This window comes from Lysinibacillus sp. Y5S-8 (genome assembly GCF_036894365.1).
Classification (GTDB): Bacteria; Bacillota; Bacilli; order Bacillales_A; family Planococcaceae; genus Lysinibacillus; species Lysinibacillus fusiformis_D.
On sequence record NZ_CP145889.1, the window covers coordinates 1,268,956 to 1,291,346 of the forward strand.

Consider the following 22,391-nt stretch of genomic DNA (forward strand, 5'->3'; position numbering starts at 1 on the left):
AGCGTGAGAAGAAGGTGACGAGATTTTGAAAAATGTTTTAGAAGCACAAGATTTACATGTAAGCTATGGTGAAAATCTTATTTTGGAGGATTTGAATCTTCAAATACCAAAAGGGAAAATTACAGTACTAGTAGGTGCCAATGGTTGTGGAAAATCAACGCTACTACGAACGTTTGCACGATTACAAAAACCAAAGTCGGGTGAAATTTTCTTAGAAGATGATTCCCTAGATACCATTTCAACGAAAGAGGTGGCTAAACGGTTAGCCATCCTCCCACAGGGACCTGTTGCGCCAGAAGGGCTAACCGTTCAACAATTGGTAAAACAAGGTCGTTATCCACATCAGAGTTGGTTAAAGCAATGGTCTACTGAAGATGAAAAAATTGTGAACAATGCTCTTGAGGTAACACAGATGACAGAATTTGCAGATCGACCAGTAGATGCATTATCAGGTGGTCAGCGTCAACGTGTATGGATAGCCATGACATTGGCTCAAAAAACAGATCTTATATTACTAGATGAACCTACAACTTATTTAGATATGGCCCATCAAGTAGAAATTTTAGATTTACTATTTGATTTAAATGAAAATGAAGGACGTACAGTCGTGATGGTCTTACACGATTTAAACTTAGCCTGTCGCTATGCCCATCACATTGTAGCTGTGCGAAATAAACAGGTGTATGCGCAAGGTAAGCCAGAGGAAGTGGTGACACCTGAGCTGGTACAAGCTGTCTTTCGTATGGACTGTACGATAATGAGAGACCCTCTATTTGGTACGCCTTTATGTGTTCCACATGGCAAGGGACGAACAGTTCAGGTGGAGAAATTAGAGGAGGTAGGGTCAGTTGAGCTTACAACTGTCAGCTGAAGAAAAAGCAGTACTATTACGTGATTATCGATTGACAATTGAGCCAGCGGTAGATGCTGCTTACTCTCTACTAGCCCAAAATTTATTAGACACTAAACAAGCCTTAGCCTATTTACAAAAAATCGCACCTTTCTTTCATTCCACTTCTACATTAGTTACAGCATCGTTATTTGCAAAGCGCTATAGCGTCTTAACGATGGCTTCAGCATTCTATGCTATGTCAAGATATGATAAGGGGCTATATGTTGGTATCGAGAATATCTGGGTGGAAGCAGAATATCATGCGAAACCATGGCTTCCAAACATTCGCTTAATCGATAGCTCAGTGTCAGTGCCAACACAAGATCGTGAAGCATGGCGTGATGAGGTTCTCCAAGGAATCTTTGCAGGTAATCTAGCGAAAGTGTGGCAGTCATTAACAAAAATAAGTAAAATCCCAAAAGCAATCTTATGGGAAAATACAGCTATTTATGTCAATTGGCTATATGAAACAAAAATAAGCGAAGGGGCCAGTGAACAAGAAAAGGCTCGTATACAAGAAGACTATCACTATATTGTCAATCAAGCGCCAGGTTCTCTTTTTGGCGAAAGGAAAAATCCTTTGACAAATTATTGTGGTCCCAAAGTGACAATCAAGGAATCAGAGCAACCAATACGCTTGAGAAAAACATGTTGTTTCTATTATCACACCTCTGATGAAGCGAATGACTTTTGTATCTCTTGTCCCAAAATCAAAAGACTTGGCTAACCTCATGAAGCATTGACAATTCCCCAAAGTGAATAAACAGTCGTGTGGTTTATTCACTTTCATGTTGTTGAAAAAAGGTGATGTCAATAGCAGAAAAAGAACCTTTAGCAAGGCGAGGGGTTGATTTCCGTTCTGCCAGCGTCCTTTCCAGGTGGCGTCCGATGAACCGCTTCACTCACTGCGTTTCGCTCTAGGGTCTTACCTGTGACGCTGGCTCCCCTCCAATCAACCATGTGCAAAAGTGTCTTTTCCCTCAAAATAGCCCGTTATTTGTATAATTAAAGAATAGAGGTTCTTATTTTCATTGTAGAGAAGTGATGAGTGACAACACCTCTCCATAAAGAGTAGTGAATACCCTTCACTTTATTTGAAGACCTTTGCTAAAAAGGTAACATTTTTATGGATTGGAGTGGAAAGCAAGTAGCCTGCAACGGAAATCCGTTTTCACCTGTCACAAAAATGCTATGGATGGTTTTGTTTTTTAACACTATGCAAAGAGGCGGAAAAGTTATTATCTATTTTCGCTATTTTCGAAATAATCGATTTTCTTCCCAGCCTCGTTTCCTTCCTATTAAAATTTCTGTTTATCATAATATAATATTGATATACTAGTTTTAAAGAAAAAAACTATACTAACGATGTATAAAAATTCAGAAAATTGTAGAGTTGAACCATATGTGTTGTTGCGTTTACAATAGTTTTATAACACGATTATGTTATAAAAACATGAATAGAGTCATTGTTTTTCTATTTAAAGCTCAAAACTTCATTGTTTTTGTAATAGTACTATAACAGAAAGAGGAGGGAGGTATTGAATGAACACTACATGTTTAACTTATAGAATATTACAGCAAACGAAGTATAGTGAAGGATAAAATAGGGGAATGCATCATACATAGTTACAAGTTTAAGCAATACTAAGAAATGAGGTTTAAGTCAAAAATGAAAAAGTATTCTGTTAGTACATATATTTATTTCATCATTCCTTCTTTAATTGGTATTTTTCTATTTATGACTCCTGTATTAACGGATGAGGGCTGGAAAGTACCGATTGCCATTTTAGCAAATATTTTAGCAGGTGTAGTGGCTCCTGTCATTAGTTATTTTACGATTATTATGTTTGCAATTTCCGCGTTTGGCGCACTTATCGCTAAATGGATTCCTCGAAAAAATATGAAAGAACCTAGTATTTTAGATACATTGTTTTATGTCAATTGGTTTTGGACGATTACTCGCTTTTTAGGTTTAGCCTTTGCTTCGATGGTTGTCTTTCAATTTGGACCTTCTGCCATCAACAATGAAAATACAGGTGGGCTACTGATGGATCCAAACGGTGGACTTGTGACGTTTTTATTTACCATTTTTTTATTCGCAGGTTTCCTTTTACCATTTTTAACAAACTTCGGTTTGCTTGAGTTTTTCGGTACAATGATGGTGAGAATCATGAGACCTCTTTTTAAAAGCCCAGGGCGTTCTTCGATTGATGCTCTTACGTCATGGGTCGGTGATGGAACGATTGGAGTGTTAATGACGAGTAAGCAATACGAGATGGGGAACTATACCAAAAAAGAAGCAGCGATTATTGCTACTAGCTTCTCTGTTGTCTCCATCACCTTCTGTATCGTAGTATTGGATACCGTCCACTTGGCACGCTATTTTATTCCTTATTATTTAACAGTAGTACTTTGCGGTGTTGTACTAGCGATTATTATGCCTCGAATTTATCCTCTTGCACAAAAGGAAGATACGTATATCGATGGTACTCCAGTAGACTATTCGCGTGAGGAATTGCCAGAGGGCTATAATTCTGTGTCGCATGGCTTAGAAAATGCACTTGCTATTGCTCATGCAAATCGTGATCCGCGCCAATTTTTAAAAGATGGTTCTAGAAATGTTATTGATTTATGGGTTGGCGTTGCTCCTATTGTTATGGCTTTTGGTACAATTGCCTTAATGCTTGCTGAATTTACCAGTATCTTTGTGATTTTAGGAAAACCATTTGAGCCGATCCTAACTGTACTAGGCTTACCTGAAGCGGCAGAAGCGGCTCAAACAATGGTCGTAGGCTTTGCCGATATGTTTCTGCCTTCTATTTTAGGTGCAGGGATCGAATCAGATGTTACTAGATTTGTCATTGCTGTTGTTTCTGTATCACAGCTAATTTATATGTCTGAAGTTGGTGGACTTATTTTAGGAACAAAAATTCCGTTGAAATTTTTCGATTTAGTCGTTTTATTTATATTACGTACACTTATTTCCCTACCAATTGCTGCATTGGTTGGTCACATACTCTTTTAATGAAAAAGCCAAGTCTAGATCGACTTGGCATTTTTCATGAGATAATTATAATTGCCTTTTTTACAGGGCTCTATAAGAACGTATACATAAATAGATATAATGAGATACAAATTTGGAAAAAGTAATTTAAAACACAAGGAATGGATGCACTTCAATCAAAGAATAAGGGGACAACCATTCATAAAAAGAATCAAATAAACAACAGAAACATCCTTGTCCTATACAAAATAAGGTTTCCAAAAAGCCTTCTCAATTATGAGAGGGCTATTTTTGATGAGACTTTCCAATCAGATAAGCACTAAAAGGTATAAATGAAATGATTTTGATGAGCAGCATACAGACAAGTAAACTGGATAGAAAAAGAGAAATGACTTGAAGAGCATTAGTGGGTAGTAATGCGCTATAGGGAGCTAAATATTCTTGAATTAGCCAGTGAATTAAAAAGATCCCAAAGGAATAGTGACTTAAAATAGGGATAAAAGGGAGCTTAGGCAAAACCTGTGCAAACGCCAGTATGCAAAACGCCATCGCCAACACGAATAGCATAATATCAATTCTTCTTGATGTAATCTGTTGGGCACCTAAATAATAATTTGTATATAAAATAGCCATTGCGAGTATGACAGCTATAATTGTGAAATATTTATATTGGACGAGGTAGTGCGCGATTTTTTCATAATGACTGCCGATAATATAGGCTAGTGCAAAATATGGGAGCCAGCCCACAAAGAGCAGGCGCATAAAATGTTCATTTTGTATGAAATAATCTATATTGGCATTTGCTAGTGTCATATAGAAAATGCCAAGTAAGAACATAATGGGCGTAAACCAGAGGCTGGATACCTGATATTTCTTGACAATATAGAAGAGAATATAGAGTTGAAAAATAGTCATGACAAACCATCCCGAAAAATCTCCTAAAATAATATGGCGATATAATGCCTCCCAAAAGCTTTCATCATAATGAAGAGCTGCGTTGGCTGCATATAACATGCCAGCAGCTATAAACGGAATAACAATAAACTGAAAACGACGTCCTATAAAATGGGGAGGTAGCTGATGTTGGTAGCGTTTAGCTAAAATTAAAATGGATAATAAGATAAAAGTGGGTGTAGCGAAACATAATAATAATCGAAAAAACTGATAGTAGGGTTGATCCATATAGCCATTTATACTTTCAATATTGGTCGTTGCATGTAATAACACAATACTCAGGCAAGCTACTACCCTTAAGACGTTCCACTCATACACCATCTTCATCACCCTCATTTTCAGTAAATTGTTAGGCATTTCGTTACCGAATGCAACCTAACTATATATATGAACATGTCTAGCGTGATAAAACCTGCCTTACTTGCTATGGCTGAAAATAGTTTATGCCGCAAAATATTATTAAAAAATCCTAGTAACATGGCGAGAGTTCCATTTTTGCATATGTGTCACATAACCACTATGCATATACTGTGGCAAGAGGGGGGGAGGTGAGCTTTTATGAGAATTAATTGGAAGGTTCGTCTTCAACATATTCCATTTCTACTAGGGCTATTTTCATTGTTACTCTTACTCGCACAACAAGTTGCAGCGATTTTTGGCTATGATTTTACAGGGGTAATGAGTGAGCAAATGTCATCTATTTTAAATACAGTTTTATCCATTCTTGTATTAATGGGTGTTATTGTGGATCCAACGACACGAGGCACCAGTGATAGTGAGCGTGCCTTAATGTATCGGAGACCGAGATAAATTAAACAAAAAGTGTAATTTTACAATAAGGATAAATATGTTATACTGTTAGAAAATTGATAAAGTGGGGAGGATGATTGAATGTCTCTTGAATTGGAGCGACGAATTGCTAAGCTCGAAGAGGAAATGGCAGATTTACGTCAGGAGTTGTCTTCGTTAAAAGGTACACAAAGTACCGAAAAAATAAATACTCTTGATGCCAGACAGTCGATGATCAAGCAATCAGAACCAATAAAACCAAAACCAGCACTGGAGTCGAAGCCTATCCCGACTAAAGTAACGGAAAAAGAAGTGCAACCGCAGCCATCGATGGAGGAGCGTGTTATGTGGGCACTGCCAAAAGTATTCATGGTTATTTTAGTAATGGGCGTACTTTGGGGCCTAAAACTTGTTAGTGATTATGGTTATTTATCGAATGGCGTGAAAATCATCCTTGCCTATGCATTATCGGTAGGCTTGGCGGTTATAGCCTATGTACTAGAACGTAGAAAAGTCGGCTCATCTGCTATAACGATTTCCTTATATGGCGGGGCATTTATTGTCGGTATTTTAACAACTGCCGCAAGTGCCATTTTATATGAAATCATTGGTCTTACCCCAGCACTAGGCATTACACTTCTTTATATTGGCTATGGTATTGCCATTAGTTATTGGAAGAAAAATGAAGCACTTACCGTTTTTGTAGCCTTTACATCGTTATTGCTACCTTATTTATTAGAATATATGGATTTTAATGCGGTCATTATCTTGCTTTTTGTCGTGATATTATTTGCTTCATTGCAATGGGTCATTTATCAGCACAAGCAAAAGCTAGCTCTCTATATCGCTACATTCTTCTCGGTGCTAGCGGTGAGTGTAGTAGCGTTTATGAATATTGATAAGCAAGTTATCTTCGCATTTGGTTTATTGGTGATTCTAGCATTATTTTACGTAATTTGGTGTTTAATGTATAACGCACAATCCAAATGGAAGCCTCTTCATATAGGGCTTCAATTTTCCTTAGGCTCATTTAGTTTATTGCTGATGAATCTTATTATTCGTTCACTTACGCATGGAGAAATGCTGCTCCTTGTCCTAATGGCTTTATTTGGAGCGGTGGCGTTATATAGCTATCGCCAAAAATGGCAGGAAGTATTGGATAGCGCTGTTACACTAGCATTTATCACCCTATGTAATACGATACTTTTAATGAATATACCAAATAAAGTGGATGATTTACTTTATCCGATGATCGCTTTTGCTGGCGTGATGATGAGCTTGCGACTACGGGCAAGTATGATGAAGGTCGTTTCTTCATTTGTCCTTATCATCACATTCCTTTTAAATTTCATCTTTCATGAACCAAAACCATTTTTCAGCATAGATCATTTAAGCTTGTTCATGCCAATTATTTATTTCGTTATTATTTACTTATATGCAAGACGTCCAAAAGAGACACTTACGGCATTTGAAAAGGTCATGAAGGATCTGTATGTGATTGATATTTTAGCAGTGGCCACAACTGGCTATTTCTTAGCCTATATTGGCAAACTAGATACCGTTTATTTTGCAGCAACAAATGGCATTCCATATATGATGTGTATCGTATTAGCTGCCTTATTTACTGGCTCTCTATTTGTAGAGGAAACCTATAAAGGTCGTGCTTTAACACCAGTTCTCGGCTCATTTTTCCTATTATTCTTCTTGATGATCAGCACCAAGCCGACCATGATGGAAAGCTTAAATATTATAACTAGATTCGTATATATGGCAGTCATTGTCGCCATCATCGTAGATATTCTAGTAAAAGGGTTTATTTATCGATTGTATGAAGTGCGTCTGGGGAAATATGTAGATGCTATTGTAAGCACTGGTATCGTGCTCACGATGATTTCAATATGGGGGCTGATCCATCAATTTACGTTTAACAACGTCCTTGATTGGAAGCTAAGCATCGCATTGACAACCATTACATTATTTTTGACGGCAAGCGTTTCCCTATGGATAAGCTCCACACATCAATTAAAAACACTGCGCTCAACAGGTTTTATTCTGTTAGTCATGGCGTTTATTAAGCTAATTTTCTTTGACTTATCTGCCCTTGATTTATTAATTAGAGCTATTCTATTTATAACGATTGGTGGTATTGGCATGCTGCTATCGGGTAGGTTGTTGAAGAAATAAAGAAGAAGAGATTCCAATGCATTTTGGAATCTCTTTTTCTATTGTTCTACTAATTCATTTTCTTTTATTAAAGTGATAGGATCGCCAATTTCTGTATGTCCTGAAGAAGGTGGTTGGATTGTGCCTTCTGTAAATGTAACGGAAGTACCTCCATTAGCTAGTAAATTATCAGAAATAATAGCTCCTTTAATGTGAGCGCCGCCTTCTAAAATGACAGAAGCATTTGGTGCAATAATATGTTGACCATTTGAGTTTGAACCACCATTAAAAGTAACCTTAGTTGCTCCTGCATATATATTCCCCGTTAATCCTATCCCCCCTGTGAATGTTAAATTGGCTTGCTTAGAATAAAGAGAGGCAGCGCTTTGTGTTTCTCCTGCAATTGTGATAGCTGATGCTCCATTATAATATAAATTTATTTGATTAGCATTACCGTTCCTGTTTAAAGATCCTTTTAGATTAAAAGTATTATTAATATATACATTGAGCTTTCCTGTTCCTACAATTTTAATATGCCCCTGTAGTATATTAAAATCTTCAATATATAAATTTTTATCTGTATCTCCTACATTTATAGTCAACGTATTATTTTGATCCACTTTGAACTGTTTGAAATGTGTATCACCATTTAATTGTAAAGTATAGTTATTAGTCATCCAATTATCAGCTAAAAAATGTCCATTATTAATAATGAAGGTTTTGTTGTGTGGATCTTTGATGACTTCTTGATTTGGAGGAACAGGTAATTGTGATAATTGTTGCATTTTCTCTAATGGAAATAAAGGCAGGATACTTGAACCAGGATATTTCCTACTTTGAGTAAGTTTGCTTGATAAATCCCCCATCCAAGACGGATATTGGAAATGATCACTTGAAGCACCTACAGTACCAGAAATAGATGAACCACCATCCAATGAAATTATACCGATGTCAGTAGCTACATCTCCCTTTATGGATGCCCCACCTGTTAGCTTAATATTGCCTTTAGTTTGTACTGCAAAGTCAGGAGTAGCAGTATTTAAATTTTCCTCATCATCCCCACCATTATTATTAGTTGTTTCCGCATCAAGAACAAAGTCCACACTTTGCTGTAGTTCTCTTTTTTGTGAAGGCGATTCTCCATATGTACCGATAGAAGTTATCCAATATCGAAGATTCGTATCTAAATCCTGTTTTAGGGTAATCCTGGCAATAGGTTGCATTCCTAGTTGTTCTTCAAAATTATTTATAGTGTTTTCGTTATTTAATAGTGGTTCTATTATGCTTTTAATATTCTCTTCATATAATTCTACAAATTTTTCATACTTTTTCTGTTGAATTGGTAAACGATCGTATTCTGCTTTTGCACTTTGATAAGCTTCATTCGCTTTTTCTAATAAAATTGCTTTTTCATAATTTACGCCTGCCTCAGCAATGTAATAAATGGATTGATCTTCTCGCTCATGTTTAGAGAGTTTTAAGGAATTTGAAGATACAGCAAGTAAACCTAGACCTAAAATCGTCACTAATACAATGGTTAAAAAAACTAATAAAAATGAAAAGCCTTCATCATTTAGTAGATTTTTTTTCATCTTTTGCACCGTCACCACTCCTAAAAGATAGTTGTGTAGAGATTGTGTGTTCGTTAATACTTTCAATGTTTATGGAAATAGAGTCGCCAATACTTGTTAAGGAAAATGAATGTATATTAGTTGCAATAACCTCGTTGTTACGAGTAATCGTATTATTTTCAGCATCAAAGATATATGTGTATTGAATAGAACCATCTCTGTTTTTAAATGTTGAATTATTAGGATCATACGTAATGGTTTTTCTCATATCTTTCGTAATGAGCTTTAAAACATAAGACAACTCTGATAGCTGTTCATTATTTTCAAGTTGTTTTTTATTAGTTTCTTTGCTAGACGAAAGTATACTAAAAAGAATTGTTGAAACAATGCTTAAAATTAAGATAACAGCAAGTACTTCCACGAGTGTAAAACCTCTGTTATTTTTTATGAACCTCATGTATTCACTTCCTACTATAAATATTTTCCATCTTGCTTTTGAGTACATCGTTCTCATAAACTTCGATAACAATAGTATCTAGATATTCATATTGACAATGGCGCTTAATGGTTAGAATAAACCGTCTATCTTCCATCTGTTTTTCATAGCTCCAAATAGTAGAAAATTTACTATTTTTACTACAACTAATATATTGAGGATTTTCTGTATTTGTATAGAGTAATTGTCCAGCTAGTTGTTCTTCTGTTCTGCCTTTGATTTCTCTAAATATATTTTCCATTTCATTTTGAGCAAGATAAGTAGAATCTACGATTGTGCTAGAAGTTTTGGAAGTTTTGTTAGATTGAATAAATAATCCGAAAAATGAAAGCAATATTATTGTAATTAGAATTAAAGAAGCAACGACTTCAATTAATGAAAAGCCACCTTCATTTTTAAAATTTTTTTGCAATAATATCGCCCCTTATAAGTTTTTTGTGTCAAAAGAACCAAATGGTTATTTAGTGAATTATGTATTATGAAAAGAGTAGTGCAAAAAGCATGATTCTAATCGACTAGTAATAAAGTATTCATAACGATAATATAACATTATATAAGAGATAAACTAGTCTAAATCGTGAAATTTTTATATATTTTGAAGGGGTTATTTAAAATAAATTAGGTTTTTAGTAGTGTAATGTAGTGGAAAATATAGTATTCTAGTATCTGGATGAGCATAAAGTTGCAAACCAACAAATTGCGATGTTTAAGGGGGATTGACAGATGAAAAAAATTATAACCATTACTGTAGTATTGATTGGAATATTTATACTAGCTGTAGTCTGTCTACCTAATTTTATAATAAATGGGAAAGTTTTTGCTAGTGATGAGACAAAAAGTTCAACAATTGGAGGTATAAAAGTCGGGGGTGTTAATAGTGCAAATTTATTACCAACTGTGGAAAAAGCAATTAAAGACTGGCAGCAAACAGAAATAAATGTTAAAAGTACTAATATCTCTAAGACCATTGACCCGAAACAATTAATTTTTGATACTACTACAGCCATATCACAGTTTGAACTGCTGACAAAAAAACCATGGTATGCCTTTTGGAAAAATGAAAAAATTGTACATATCCCCATTCCTGTAACTGCCAGCGACACTGTTATTCAGGAACTAGACGAAATGGGCATTTTGGATACTGATAAAACGCTTCAAAAAATAATAGTACAAGCAAGTTATTTGAAAGAACATGAGGTTGAAGCAGTAATCAATGCTGATGCTTCGCAAATGCAAGAAAGGATTGCCTTTCAAATTGCGGATGTACCGACAGATAGTCAAGGGATTGCAAAACTAATTCCTTTATTAAATGACGTCACACTTGTACCGAACCAGTCATTCTCCTTGCTTTCACTTTTAGGGGAACAGGCAGGAGCTGCGAATGATACCGGTTTAGATTTTGTAGCTTCCATCCTCTATAGTGTAATTCTTCAGACGGAGTATGAAGTTCTAGAAAGACATTCTCAACAAACAAAGCCTAACTATTTACAACTGGGGATTGAAGCGGATGTCAATGCTGCATTAGCGAAAGACTTACAATTTATTAATCGTTCTAATCAGCTTGGCAAAATGCAAGCTATAATTGAGGGCAATCAATTAAAAATAGAAATATTTACAGCAGTAAAAGACAAGGATATAACGGTTCGTATCAGTAAAGATAAAATCGTTAAGCCACGAACTATTTACCGTTATTCAGAAGATTTAAAGGCTGGTCAAGAGCGTGTGGAACAAGAGGGGAAAGAAGGGGTGAGAGTTGAAGTTTATCGTTCCATTGTAGAGAACGGTGCAATGGAAGAACAGTTCATTAGCAGAGATTACTATGCGCCTCAAAATCGGATTGTGACACGTTCATCGCAGGAGCCTATTACAGTCACTCCACCAGCAAAAAACGCAGGACAAAGTATAGCAGATCCTGATTTAGAGATGGATTTAGATGGCAACGGCTTACCTGATATAAAACCTTCAACACCTGAAGAATCTGAGCAAGAAGATGGACCGGAAATTGTCTATGGTTATTATGATAAGGGCGGTAATTTTGTACAAACAAGTCCATAATGATTGGAGGTATTTTTATGGCGATGAAGCCAGGTCGTAAACGTTTAGGGGATTTACTTGTTGAATCAGGCGTTATTACAGCAGAACAGCTAGAGTATGCACTAACTACTAAGTTGAAAAATGAGAAACTAGGTGATTTTCTCATTAAAGAAAACGTCTTAACGGAGCAACAGCTCATTGAAGTTTTAGAATTTCAGCTTGGTATCCCTCATATTAGCTTAAATCAATTTTCAATCAGCCCTGAATTATTGCAATTAATTCCTGCTGAGTTGGCAAAGCGGACAAATATTATGCCTATCCGCAAAGAGAAAAATAAATTGTTTATTGCGATGGAAGACCCGATGGATTATTTTGCTATCGAAGAAGTCCGTATGACGACAGGCTGTCAGATCGAAACAAGCATTGCTGCAAAAGATGATCTATATCGTACAATTACCAAATATTATGATTTGCAGGAGTCGATGGATGCTGCAATGTTAGATTTAGCGGCAACTAGTACTGAAACACAAGACGAGATTGAGAATGAAGATTCACCCATTGTTCGTTTAGTAAATCAAATTATTGCCAATGGTGTAGCACAAAGAGCTAGTGATATTCATTTTGATCCACAAGAAACAGAGCTACGTGTGCGCTACAGAGTAGATGGAGTGCTTCGTACAGAGAGGTCATTGCCCAAGCATATGCAAAACGTAGTATTGGCTCGTATTAAAATAATGGGCAATTTAAATATTACAGAAAATCGTATTCCACAAGATGGGCGTATAAAAACGAATGTCAATTTTAGACCAGTTGATATACGATTAGCCACATTACCGACTGTCTTTGGAGAAAAAGTTGTTATGCGTATTTTAGATTTAACCAATTCGTCCAATGATATTGAGAAATTAGGCTTTAGTGCTACGAATGAAGTACTATTCAGGAAAATGATAAGCCGTCCCAACGGCATGATGCTTATTACTGGACCTACGGGTTCTGGTAAATCCTCTACGTTATATGCAGCTCTTTCGCATTTAAATGAGGAAGGCGTCAACATTATTACGGTTGAGGATCCTGTGGAATACCAATTAGATGGCATCAATCAGATCCAAGTAAAAGAAGAGGTTGGCTTAACGTTTGCGGTAGGGTTACGTTCGATTTTACGACAGGACCCTGACATTGTGATGGTAGGGGAAATTCGTGATCTTGAAACAGCGCAAATTGCTATACGTGCTTCACTTACAGGACATTTAGTGTTAAGTACGCTGCATACTAATAGTGCAGTAGAATCCATCTCACGTTTACATGATATGGGCATTGAACCATTTCTACTCTCTTCCTCACTTGTAGGCATTATGGCTCAACGACTTGTACGTAAAGTTTGTCGTGATTGTGCTGAACCATATGTATTCACCTCACGTGAATTAGAAATACTAGAGGAAAATGGGCTGGAAGGTGTTACCCAAGGTAAAAGGGGACGTGGTTGTCCTGCATGTAATCATACAGGCTATCGAGGACGTATGGCGATTCATGAAATCCTTCCAGTGGATCGAAAAGTGAAGGACATGATTTTAAATCGAGAAGGTGATTTGGTTCTTCGTGATTATATGAATGACAAAGGCTATCACACCCTATTAGTAGATGGACTATTAAAGGTGGTAGCAGGTCAAACAACAACATCAGAAATTTTACGTGTTGCAAGTGTAGATTAGGGGTGATAAAAATGACATCATATTCAATCGTTGAATTATTAACACGTGCGTTTGAAGAAAAAGCATCGGATCTTCATTTAACAAAAGGTATTCCGCCAGTATATCGTATTCATGGGCAGTTGGAACATTATGGTGCAGATCCATTAGATTCTGAAGAATTAAAGGGAATGGTAAATGCCATTCTTCCTGTACATAAACAACAGGAGTTTGAGGAAAAGGGAGAAACTGACTTTAACTTTTCATTGCCTGGGAAATGTCGATTCCGTGTAAATGCCTATCATCAGCGAAATGAAGTAACAATAGCGGCTCGTTTAATTGAAGCTAAAATCCCTTCTATTGAAGCACTTAATATGCCACAAGTGTTATATAAGCTTGCGGAAAAACCACAAGGTTTAATTTTAGTAACTGGTCCAACAGGCTCAGGTAAATCAACTACATTAGCAGCAATGATTGATTATATCAACGAGACAAGATCAAAACATATTATTACGTTAGAGGATCCAATTGAATACTTGCATACTCATAAAAAGTCTATCATTAATCAGCGTGAGGTTGGTGTCGATACAATGAGCTTTGCAAATGGTTTACGAGCATCATTGCGTCAAGACCCAGATATTATTTTAGTTGGAGAGATGCGAGATTATGAAACGATTTCAACGGCTATCACGGCTGCTGAAACAGGGCATTTAGTAATGGCGACACTTCATACAAGTAGTGCACCAACTACAATCGACCGTATTATTGATGTATTTCCACCGCATCAGCAAAGTCAAATTCGAGTGCAGCTTGCGAATGTACTGCAAGGTATTGTTTCTCAGCGTTTATTTATTCGTAAAGATGTAAAAGGGCGCATTGCTGCGACAGAAATTTTAGTACAAGCTCCTGCCATTTCGAATTTAATTCGCAATGAAAAAATCCACCAAATTCCAAGCGTAATGCAGACAAGTAAAGCATTGGGCATGCACACATTAGAATCTTCGATGCAGCACCTGATTACCACAGGTAAGATTTCGCTAGAAGATGCACGCCCATACATGAACGCTGGTGATTATAGTTGACTGTATTTCGTTATAGTGGTCGCACCAAAACAGGAGCACCTAAAAAGGGCATTATTGAAGCCCCAAATAAAAAAATTGCTATGGAGAAGCTTCGTGCACAAGGAATAAATGCGCGAGAGCTTCAAGAATCAAATAGCATTTTACATAAGGACATTGCCATTGGTACAAAAGTGAAGCACCAAGAGTTTGTTATTTATTGTCGGCAGTATGCGACATTAATTCGTGCTGGTGTCCCTGTCGTTGAAGCGACGCGTATTTTGGGTGAGCAAACACGGAATAAACCACTAAAGCGAGCATTGATGCAAGTTGAAGAGGATATTCGGAGTGGGATGGCATTTTCAGATGCAGCAGGTAAACATCCCAAAGTGTTTCCCTTACTTTTTGTCAATATGATGCGTGCTGGAGAGGCTACTGGTAACGTTGACGACACATTAGATCGTCTGGCAAGCACACTAGAAAAGCAATATAACATCAAGAAAAAAATTCAATCGGCAATGACCTATCCAGCAATATTATCCCTTTTAACACTGGTGGTTGGCATGTTTTTAATGGTTTTTATTGTGCCTACCTTTATGGATGCATTTAAAGATATGGACTTAGAAATGCCGCTAATTACAGTTATTGTTGTTAGTATAAGTGATTGGTTGATTCAGTTTTGGTATCTCGTGATTTTAGGGCCATTAGTGTTAGTAGTGGGGTCACGCTATTTTTATAAAAGTAATAAAGAGTTTCATTATACAGTTAATGTTTTGTTACTTCGCATGCCTATCTTTGGCCAACTTTTACAAAAAGATATTATAGCGAGAATGACGAGAACTCTATCTACTCTTTTTAGTAGCTCGGTGCCGATTTTACAAGCTTTAACGATTGTTGAAAAAGTCGGAGGTAATCCAGTTATGGGAAAAGTAGTACTGGAGGCTCGCGATAATTTAGAAAGGGGTGGCACATTATCAGAGCCACTTGAAAAAAGCTGGCTATTTCCACCCCTTGTTACACAAATGACAGCAATTGGTGAGAAAACAGGCTCCTTGGATTATATGCTTGAAAAAATTGCTGATTTTTACGAGGAAGAAGTAAACCGTGCCGTCGATACAATGAAGTCACTTATCGAACCTTTAATGATTATAGTACTTGCTCTTGTTGTAGGAGTGATTGTGGCGGCTATATTCTTACCAATGTTCCAACTATATGAAAATATGTAATTTTTAATTATCTAAAGCCTATCCAGAAATTGAATTAGAAGACCGTGTTTTCACACTTCATATAAAACTACTAAGGAGGAATTCTCTATGTTTAAAAAATGGAAAAATAAAAAACTATTGAAAAATGAGAAGGGTTTAACATTAGTTGAACTTTTAGCTGTAATTGTTATTTTAGCAATTATCGCAGCAATCGCTGTGCCTGCAATTGGTAATATTATTAATAAGTCAAAGGACCGTGCTATTTTAGCAGAAGCATCAAATATTCTATCTGGTGCTAAGATTGCTTATATTGATGGCGCTTGTAAAGGAGACAATTCAGATAATGAGTGTGTGAAAGATGAATTAGCAGCGTTTGTAGATGGTATTGAGCTAGGAAGCAATGATAAAGTAACGTATAACGAAAGTGGAAAAAAATGGTCAATTTCATATGGTAGGTTTGAAGAGATTAAAACAGAGAGTCTCAAAGTTAGCTCAACTGCAGGTGCAATAACAATATCTGAAGAAGAGCTTAATAAACTATTAAAAAGTGCAGGAGTAGACAAGAAAAAAACAGAAAATACTAAAACTCAATAATCAGTCCTCCCAACCCATTCAGAAACGATAATTTTCTTGCGTTTCTGGCTGGGGAATGGATGACTAATTGATAAAATGATTTATACTGAATAGGAAAAGGAGGTCTTTTCACATGTTTAAGAGAAAGAGAAAGTCGCATGTATCGATTGAACTGAAGGATTATGTGCTACGTGCGATTGTGGCGAAAGGACCTGAGCCTAGTCATTGGCATGGCTATGAATATCCTTTACCAGCTGATATCGTTGAAAATGGAGCAATCATAGATGAGGTGGCTCTTTTTGAAATTATTAAAGAACAGGTTGTGAAGTGGACAGGAAAAAAACAGGCTGTTCGTATGTTTGTGCCTGACACAACTGTTTTATTAAAAAGTTTCGAGCATCCTAAAGATGTTAAACCTCAGGAATTACGAGGATATGCTGAAATGGAGTTGGGCCATTCTATTCATTTACCTTTTCAGGACCCGTTAATTGATGTTTATGATCCCGATGCGGAGGACGGCAAAGCGATATTATTTGCAGCACCTTCAGAGGAAATTACGAAAATAGTAGGAATGCTGTTAGATGTCTCCTTGGACCCTGAAGCTGCCGATATTCGTGCATTATGCAATATACGTTTGTTAGAACATATGTCAATGTTAGTGCCTAATAAAACATATTTAATTGCTGAGTGGTCTATCAATGAACTTTCCATTAGTATCTTTTCAAATGGACAGGTTGAGTTTTTACGTTATCAATCGATTGAAACAGATATGGCACAATGGCAGGGCAAAAAAGTCAATGAATTTAGCTACCAATTTCTCTACAATGGTGAAACCGAAGATTACCAGATGGTCGTCATGGATCAGGTTTTAGAAATTGATCGGATGATGAATTTCTTTAAGTTTTCTTTACATAAAGGGGAAAAAACAGTAGATGAAATCATAATGCTTGGTGATAACCCGTTACTTAAATCAATAGGAACCTTATTATCTTCTAATTTAGAGACACCTTTGATGATTGTTGATGGAGCAAAAATTGAGAAGTTCTTTCCTCATTTTAAGAAAGAATTTTCAACATTGCTAGGCTTAGCTTTGAAGGAGGTTCATTAATGGTTCCAGATATAAACCTCTTACCACAGCTTGAAAAACGGTCTACTTCACCAAAGCTTTTTTATAGCTTGGTAATTGTCATTGTGGGTCTAATAGTAGCTTATTTACTATTTATATTTTTTACATCTAAAAGTGATTTGTCACGTTTAACTGCTGAGGAAAAGACATTAACGACACAGCTTGAACAATTACAGCAAGAGTTAGATGTAAGACAAAGTGTTGATCAGGGATCATTGGAGGAATCTGTTGCCTATATTCAAGGTGTTTCTTATCCTGTAACCCCATTAATTGATGAAACGAAAACTTTACTACCAACTCAAACGTACTTGCGTAGCTACGTTTTTGGGGAGAATACAGTTAATATTGAAGTGGATTTTGAAACGATGACCGATATATCGAAATATGTAGAGCGACTTTTAATGAGTAGTTTTTTTACAGACGCACAAATTAATACAGTGTCAAACTTCGATATAGAGCTTGGCGAACATAAGGAATTAACGCCTGAACAAAAATTTAAAGAAGTACCACGTTATTCAGTGTCCATTACGGCGACAATCGACTTTATGTATTTAGCTGGAGGACGACGCTCATGAATAAATTAACGAGTAGTAAAAATTCATCTATTATCTTGTTATTGACTTTAATCGTTTCTATTTTATTTGCGCTTTATTATTATTTATTATTACCAAGATTAAATGAAGTAGAAGCAAAAGAGAGTCATGTATCACAGATGCAGCAAGAGATTTCTAGTGTAAAAGAACAATTAGCTCAATTAGACATGGAGCAGGGCCAGCCGACTATCAATGTTTTAGCATTAAGACAGAGGCTACCTACAACAAGAGCCGTTGAAAAGATCATACTAGATTTAGCTGAGATTGAGGAAGTGACAGGGACACGCATAAAGTCATTAACAGTTCAAAATGATGATGCAGCTGTTTCGCAATCAGATGTATCGCAAGACCTTAATATGTTGGAGCAAGCTGAAGAAGAGGTTAATGGTGAGCAGGATACCAATATTACGAGTTCACCGATTTCATCTATTTCAAAGGATTCCTTACCATCGAATTTAAAGCTGATTACTTTTATATTAGAGGTTGAGGCGCTTGATTTTAATTCTCTAGAGAGCTTTTTACAGGAAATTGAACAATTACAGCGTGTGATGAAAACGGATACAATCGAATTCAAATTGCCTGGAGAGCAGGAGCAATTAGAAAAAGATGCGGATCTTACTTTACAAGCTACCGTCCAGGTGACGACGTTCTATTACGAAGGAGAGTAATAATTGCATTGATAGGCGTTCCATACTGCATTCGTATGGGCGCCTATTAGTTTAGGAGGACAGAAAATTGGAAATGGCTTATACAATCTTTCTATTTTTATTTGGGCTTGTCTTTGGCTCTTTTTATAATGTGGTAGGCTTACGTGTGCCACAGAAGGAGTCGATTGTACAACCTCCTTCACATTGTACTAAATGTCAAAGGCAACTGACGGCGCTTGATCTAGTGCCAGTTTTATCTTATTTGTTTTTGGGTGGAAAATGTCGGAGCTGTGGTAATAAAATAGCTTGGATTTATCCAGTAATGGAATTATTAACAGGACTATTGTTTGCCTTTGCTTATCGGCAGCTTAGTTGGAGCATAGAGTTTATAGTAGCCCTATTTTTTATTTCATTATTAGTTATCATTGTTGTTTCTGATATAGCCTATATGCTGATTCCAGATAAGGTGCTTTTATTTTTTTTACCCTTCCTTGTTATTGGACGAGTACTGTCGCCATTAACACCCTGGTGGGACTGTGCTGTAGGTGCAGTCGTTGGTTTCGGCATATTATATAGTATTGCTGTGATATCAAACGGGGGCATGGGTGGAGGCGATATTAAATTATTCTTTTTAATTGGACTTGTTCTTGGTACAATGCATACACTGTTAACATTATTTGTAGCTGCAGTTATCGGCATGATTGTCGGGCTTGTCGTGTTAACGAAGAACAAGCAGGGGAGAAAAACACCCATTCCTTTTGGACCTTCTATTGCATTAGCCGCCATTATTGTCTATTTTTATGGGGATTCATTAATCAATTGGTATTTAGGTTTTTGGTAATTGTTCAATCTTCAAGCATATGGAGGGAAGCAAGTGAAACCGATTATTGGCATTACAGCCTTTGTGGAAGATGATTTATCCTCTCGATTAAATGCTGCTTACAGTAAAAGTATCATTGATGCAGGTGGGATTCCTCTTATTATTCCACTTGGCGTAGAGGAGGATGCCACACAAATTCTATCCCTTACAGATGGTTTATTGTTATCTGGAGGCTATGACGTGCATCCATTTCTGTATGGGGCAGAGCCTGCACCAAAACTAGGGAAAATTCATCCAGCAAGAGATATGGTAGAGTTAGCATTAATTGAAGCGGCATTCACACGAAAGATGCCTATTTTGGGTATTTGTCGAGGCATTCAAATACTAAATGTAGCACTAGGTGGTACTTTATTTCAGGATATTGATAGTGACCATTTTAGTACTAAGCTGCTCAAGCATGTACAGCAATCTGCTCGAGCTGTAGCTACTCATTATGTACAAATTATGGCGGAGAATTTATTAGCGACCATTTTACAACAAGATAAAATTGCGGTAAATTCATTTCATCATCAGGCAGTTAATGTATTAGCAGAGAAATTAAAAGTAGCAGCAAAATCGAGTGATGGCATTATCGAAGCGGTTGTTCATGAAGATTTGCCATTTTGCTTGGCTGTTCAGTGGCATCCCGAGGAACTAGCCATAGCAGGAGATGAGCCTGCACAAAAACTATTTTCAGCCTTTGTTGAAGCTAGCTTAAAATTCAAAAAGGAAGCGTAGCAGGGGACTGTACAAAGAATCCAACCATATATGGATTCTTTTTTTGCGTAAAAAAGAGGATACATGCTCTTAGAAGGAACACATAATCCTCAAAACCTACTTTAAATGATTAATGTACACGACGATATAGTCCTACAACTTGTCCTAAAATAGAAACTTGATCGACGATAATAGGCTCCATAGATGAATTTTCAGGCTGTAAGCGGAAATGATTTTTTTCCTTGAAGAAACGTTTGACCGTTGCTTCATCCTCTGCTGTCATCGCCACAACAATATCTCCGTTATTAGCTGTTGCCTTTTGCTTCACAATAACTAAATCGCCATCTAAAATTCCTGCTTCAATCATAGATTCCCCCATAATCTCTAGCATGAATAACTGATCCTCACTTGTACCATACGTATCTGGTAATGGGAAATATTCTTCAATGTTTTCAATAGCAGTAATTGGAGAACCAGCAGTTACCTTCCCCACAAGTGGTACATGAATGACTTGCTGCTTTTGAATAGACTCTTCAGGCTCTAAAATTTCAATTGCACGTGGCTTTGTTGGATCTCGACGAATAAAGCCCTTTTGTTCTAATCGAGCTAAATGACCATGAACAGTTGAACTTGAAGCAAGTCCGACTGCTTCCCCGATTTCACGTACTGATGGTGGATATCCCTTAGCTCGTACCTCTTCTTTAATAAAAGCCAAAATGTCCTCTTGTCTTTTCGAAACTTTTTTCATGAGTGCTCACCTCTTTTTTCTAATATCATTCTTCTTATTTGATAGTATAACAGAATGCGAACATGTATGCAAACATAGGTTCGAAAAGTGTTTGACAAAAACATTTGTTCGCTTTATTATGAGAACATACATTCCGAATAAACATTCTAGAAAAGGGGTTGTAACTATGACATGGTTAAAGAAAAATACACATATCTCCATTTTATTAGGAGCTTGTCTACTATTTGCAGGATACCTTTACATAACTGATCCAGGAGATGTTAATTACGCAGAAATTCAAATTGAACATGGGGATAGCTTGTGGTCGTTAGCAGAGCAATACCGTGGTAAGATGAGTACAGATGATTGGATTAAGCTGGTCAAAACAGAAAATGAATTAGCAGATATTAAAATTGTGGCAGGAAAGTCTCTAGTTATTCCTGTATTGGGTGATCAAGCCAATCCCATCCATACTATTGAAATTGCGAGAACTGAACAATGATGAATAAACAATTGTCGGCTGTTGTCTATTGCCGTGTAAGTACTGAAAAAGAAACACAAAGCTCCTCATTAGAGCGTCAACAGGAAGAGTTGCTGCGCTACGCTAGAGAGCAAGGCTATGAGGTAAAGGGTGTATTTAAGGATAAGCATAGCGGCTATGATGTGGAACGCGATGGCTTGCTTGAAATGCTTGATTTCATTAAAGAAAAGGGAATTAATGCCCTTTTTGTACAAGATGAAACACGATTAGGACGTGGGAACGCAAGGATGGCTGTGTTGCATTTATTGCAAAAATCAGCAACAGATGTTTTTTCCATGCGCGATGCAGGACCCGTTCAACTAAATGAAATGGATACGATGCTGCTTGAGATTTTAGCAATCGTGGAGGAGTATCAACGAAGAATCCATAACGCTAAAATACGTCGAGGCATGCGACGTGCTGTAGAAAATGGCTACCGTCCTGAAAATAATTTATCGAACCGAGGGAATCCCCATGGGCAGGAGCGAAAGGATTTACCTGTAGATGAAATTGTCAAGCTACGCAAACGTGGATTTACCTTTGAGGAAATTTCGATCACGCTTCGAGGGTTGGGCTTTGAAGTAAGTAAAGCGACTGTTCATCGTCGCTTCCAAGAACATCAAGAAAGATTAGCAGGCAAATAATATTGCCTGCTAATCTTTTTTTATTGTGTGCTTTGAAAACCCCCTGCTATGCAGGGGGTTCCGGAAAGCTTTTAGCTATGGACAATAAAAAAACTCCAAACGTACAATAAAGTCAGGTCTAGTCAACCGACTTC

Annotated in this window: 22 protein-coding genes; 17 read left to right on the forward strand and 5 right to left on the reverse strand. The window is 36.8% G+C overall.

What is annotated here, in order from left to right; translation table 11 throughout:
- The first annotated feature begins 25 nt into the window (after positions 1–25).
- The 3 genes from V6670_RS05905 (at position 26) to V6670_RS05915 (ending at position 3,917) form a co-directional block, all read left to right on the forward strand.
- Complete coding sequence (locus tag V6670_RS05905; RefSeq protein ID WP_058843946.1) at positions 26–871, forward strand: ABC transporter ATP-binding protein; 846 nt, start codon at positions 26–28, stop codon at positions 869–871.
- Positions 849–1,619, forward strand: coding sequence for an IucA/IucC family C-terminal-domain containing protein (locus V6670_RS05910; RefSeq protein ID WP_338653102.1), 771 nt, complete (start codon positions 849–851; stop codon positions 1,617–1,619). Before V6670_RS05905 ends, V6670_RS05910 begins: the two co-directional genes overlap by 23 nt.
- A gap of 942 nt (positions 1,620–2,561) precedes the next feature.
- A complete protein-coding gene (locus V6670_RS05915) occupies positions 2,562–3,917 on the forward strand; it encodes a YjiH family protein (protein ID WP_058843948.1) in 1,356 nt (451 codons plus the stop codon).
- 264 nt (positions 3,918–4,181) lie between these two features.
- Here V6670_RS05915 and V6670_RS05920 read toward each other — a convergent pair whose 3' ends face one another.
- Positions 4,182–5,171, reverse strand: coding sequence for an acyltransferase family protein (locus tag V6670_RS05920; protein WP_338653103.1), 990 nt, complete (start codon positions 5,169–5,171; stop codon positions 4,182–4,184).
- A 237-nt stretch (positions 5,172–5,408) separates the two neighbouring features.
- Here V6670_RS05920 and V6670_RS05925 point away from each other — a divergent pair, with 237 nt between their 5' ends.
- Both V6670_RS05925 and V6670_RS05930 read left to right on the forward strand, forming a co-directional pair.
- Complete coding sequence (locus tag V6670_RS05925) at positions 5,409–5,660, forward strand: phage holin (protein ID WP_016991985.1); 252 nt, start codon at positions 5,409–5,411, stop codon at positions 5,658–5,660.
- An 81-nt stretch (positions 5,661–5,741) separates the two neighbouring features.
- Complete coding sequence (locus tag V6670_RS05930) at positions 5,742–7,823, forward strand: DUF2339 domain-containing protein (protein ID WP_338653106.1); 2,082 nt, start codon at positions 5,742–5,744, stop codon at positions 7,821–7,823.
- Between the two features lie 38 nt (positions 7,824–7,861).
- On the opposite strand, the gene V6670_RS05935 is transcribed toward V6670_RS05930, so the two are convergent.
- Genes V6670_RS05935 through V6670_RS05945 form a run of 3 tightly spaced genes read right to left on the reverse strand, consistent with a single transcriptional unit; the run spans position 7,862 to position 10,281 of the window.
- Positions 7,862–9,403: a hypothetical protein gene (locus V6670_RS05935; RefSeq protein WP_338653107.1), complete on the reverse strand. Its 1,542-nt coding sequence runs from the start codon at positions 9,401–9,403 to the stop codon at positions 7,862–7,864.
- Positions 9,372–9,887, reverse strand: a complete 516-nt coding sequence (locus V6670_RS05940; protein ID WP_338653109.1) for a type II secretion system protein — start codon at positions 9,885–9,887, stop codon at positions 9,372–9,374. Before V6670_RS05940 ends, V6670_RS05935 begins: the two co-directional genes overlap by 32 nt.
- On the reverse strand, positions 9,835–10,281 hold the full coding sequence (locus tag V6670_RS05945) for a prepilin-type N-terminal cleavage/methylation domain-containing protein (protein ID WP_141903532.1): 447 nt from the start codon (positions 10,279–10,281) through the stop codon (positions 9,835–9,837). Before V6670_RS05945 ends, V6670_RS05940 begins: the two co-directional genes overlap by 53 nt.
- Before the next feature lie 311 nt (positions 10,282–10,592).
- On the opposite strand from V6670_RS05945, the gene V6670_RS05950 reads away from it, so the two are divergent.
- The 10 genes from V6670_RS05950 to V6670_RS05995 all read left to right on the forward strand — a co-directional run bounded on the left by V6670_RS05950 (position 10,593) and on the right by V6670_RS05995 (position 20,387).
- Complete coding sequence (locus V6670_RS05950) at positions 10,593–11,924, forward strand: G5 domain-containing protein (RefSeq protein ID WP_338653112.1); 1,332 nt, start codon at positions 10,593–10,595, stop codon at positions 11,922–11,924.
- Between the two features lie 23 nt (positions 11,925–11,947).
- Positions 11,948–13,612 carry an ATPase, T2SS/T4P/T4SS family gene (locus V6670_RS05955; protein ID WP_058843961.1) on the forward strand — a complete coding sequence of 555 codons (1,665 nt, stop codon included), beginning with the start codon at positions 11,948–11,950 and terminating at the stop codon, positions 13,610–13,612.
- An 11-nt stretch (positions 13,613–13,623) separates the two neighbouring features.
- The gene (locus tag V6670_RS05960; RefSeq protein WP_089932048.1) at positions 13,624–14,670 is read left to right on the forward strand and encodes a type IV pilus twitching motility protein PilT; all 1,047 of its coding nucleotides are present in this window, start codon (positions 13,624–13,626) and stop codon (positions 14,668–14,670) included.
- Complete coding sequence (locus V6670_RS05965; RefSeq protein WP_338653113.1) at positions 14,667–15,872, forward strand: type II secretion system F family protein; 1,206 nt, start codon at positions 14,667–14,669, stop codon at positions 15,870–15,872. The genes V6670_RS05960 and V6670_RS05965 overlap by 4 nt, the downstream gene beginning before the upstream one ends.
- A gap of 87 nt (positions 15,873–15,959) precedes the next feature.
- Positions 15,960–16,445: a prepilin-type N-terminal cleavage/methylation domain-containing protein gene (locus V6670_RS05970; protein ID WP_338653114.1), complete on the forward strand. Its 486-nt coding sequence runs from the start codon at positions 15,960–15,962 to the stop codon at positions 16,443–16,445.
- A gap of 112 nt (positions 16,446–16,557) precedes the next feature.
- Positions 16,558–17,532: a pilus assembly protein PilM gene (pilM, locus tag V6670_RS05975; RefSeq protein WP_338653115.1), complete on the forward strand. Its 975-nt coding sequence runs from the start codon at positions 16,558–16,560 to the stop codon at positions 17,530–17,532.
- Positions 17,532–18,125 (forward strand): hypothetical protein, encoded by a 594-nt coding sequence (locus V6670_RS05980; protein WP_338653117.1) that lies wholly within the window; start codon positions 17,532–17,534, stop codon positions 18,123–18,125. Before pilM ends, V6670_RS05980 begins: the two co-directional genes overlap by 1 nt.
- Positions 18,122–18,811, forward strand: a complete 690-nt coding sequence (locus V6670_RS05985; RefSeq protein WP_338653119.1) for a hypothetical protein — start codon at positions 18,122–18,124, stop codon at positions 18,809–18,811. Before V6670_RS05980 ends, V6670_RS05985 begins: the two co-directional genes overlap by 4 nt.
- A 67-nt stretch (positions 18,812–18,878) precedes the next feature.
- Entirely contained in the window at positions 18,879–19,631 is a 753-nt protein-coding gene (locus V6670_RS05990; RefSeq protein ID WP_338653121.1) for a prepilin peptidase, read from the forward strand.
- A gap of 33 nt (positions 19,632–19,664) precedes the next feature.
- The gene (locus V6670_RS05995; protein ID WP_338653123.1) at positions 19,665–20,387 is read left to right on the forward strand and encodes a gamma-glutamyl-gamma-aminobutyrate hydrolase family protein; all 723 of its coding nucleotides are present in this window, start codon (positions 19,665–19,667) and stop codon (positions 20,385–20,387) included.
- 109 nt (positions 20,388–20,496) lie between these two features.
- Here the strand turns inward: V6670_RS05995 and lexA are convergent, their stop codons facing one another.
- Positions 20,497–21,114 (reverse strand): transcriptional repressor LexA, encoded by a 618-nt coding sequence (lexA, locus tag V6670_RS06000; RefSeq protein WP_004232118.1) that lies wholly within the window; start codon positions 21,112–21,114, stop codon positions 20,497–20,499.
- Between the two features lie 166 nt (positions 21,115–21,280).
- Between lexA and V6670_RS06005 the strand changes: the two genes are divergently transcribed.
- Positions 21,281–21,595: a LysM peptidoglycan-binding domain-containing protein gene (locus V6670_RS06005; RefSeq protein WP_036128077.1), complete on the forward strand. Its 315-nt coding sequence runs from the start codon at positions 21,281–21,283 to the stop codon at positions 21,593–21,595.
- The gene (locus tag V6670_RS06010; RefSeq protein ID WP_058843960.1) at positions 21,592–22,257 is read left to right on the forward strand and encodes a recombinase family protein; all 666 of its coding nucleotides are present in this window, start codon (positions 21,592–21,594) and stop codon (positions 22,255–22,257) included. Before V6670_RS06005 ends, V6670_RS06010 begins: the two co-directional genes overlap by 4 nt.
- The last annotated feature ends 134 nt before the right edge of the window (positions 22,258–22,391 follow it).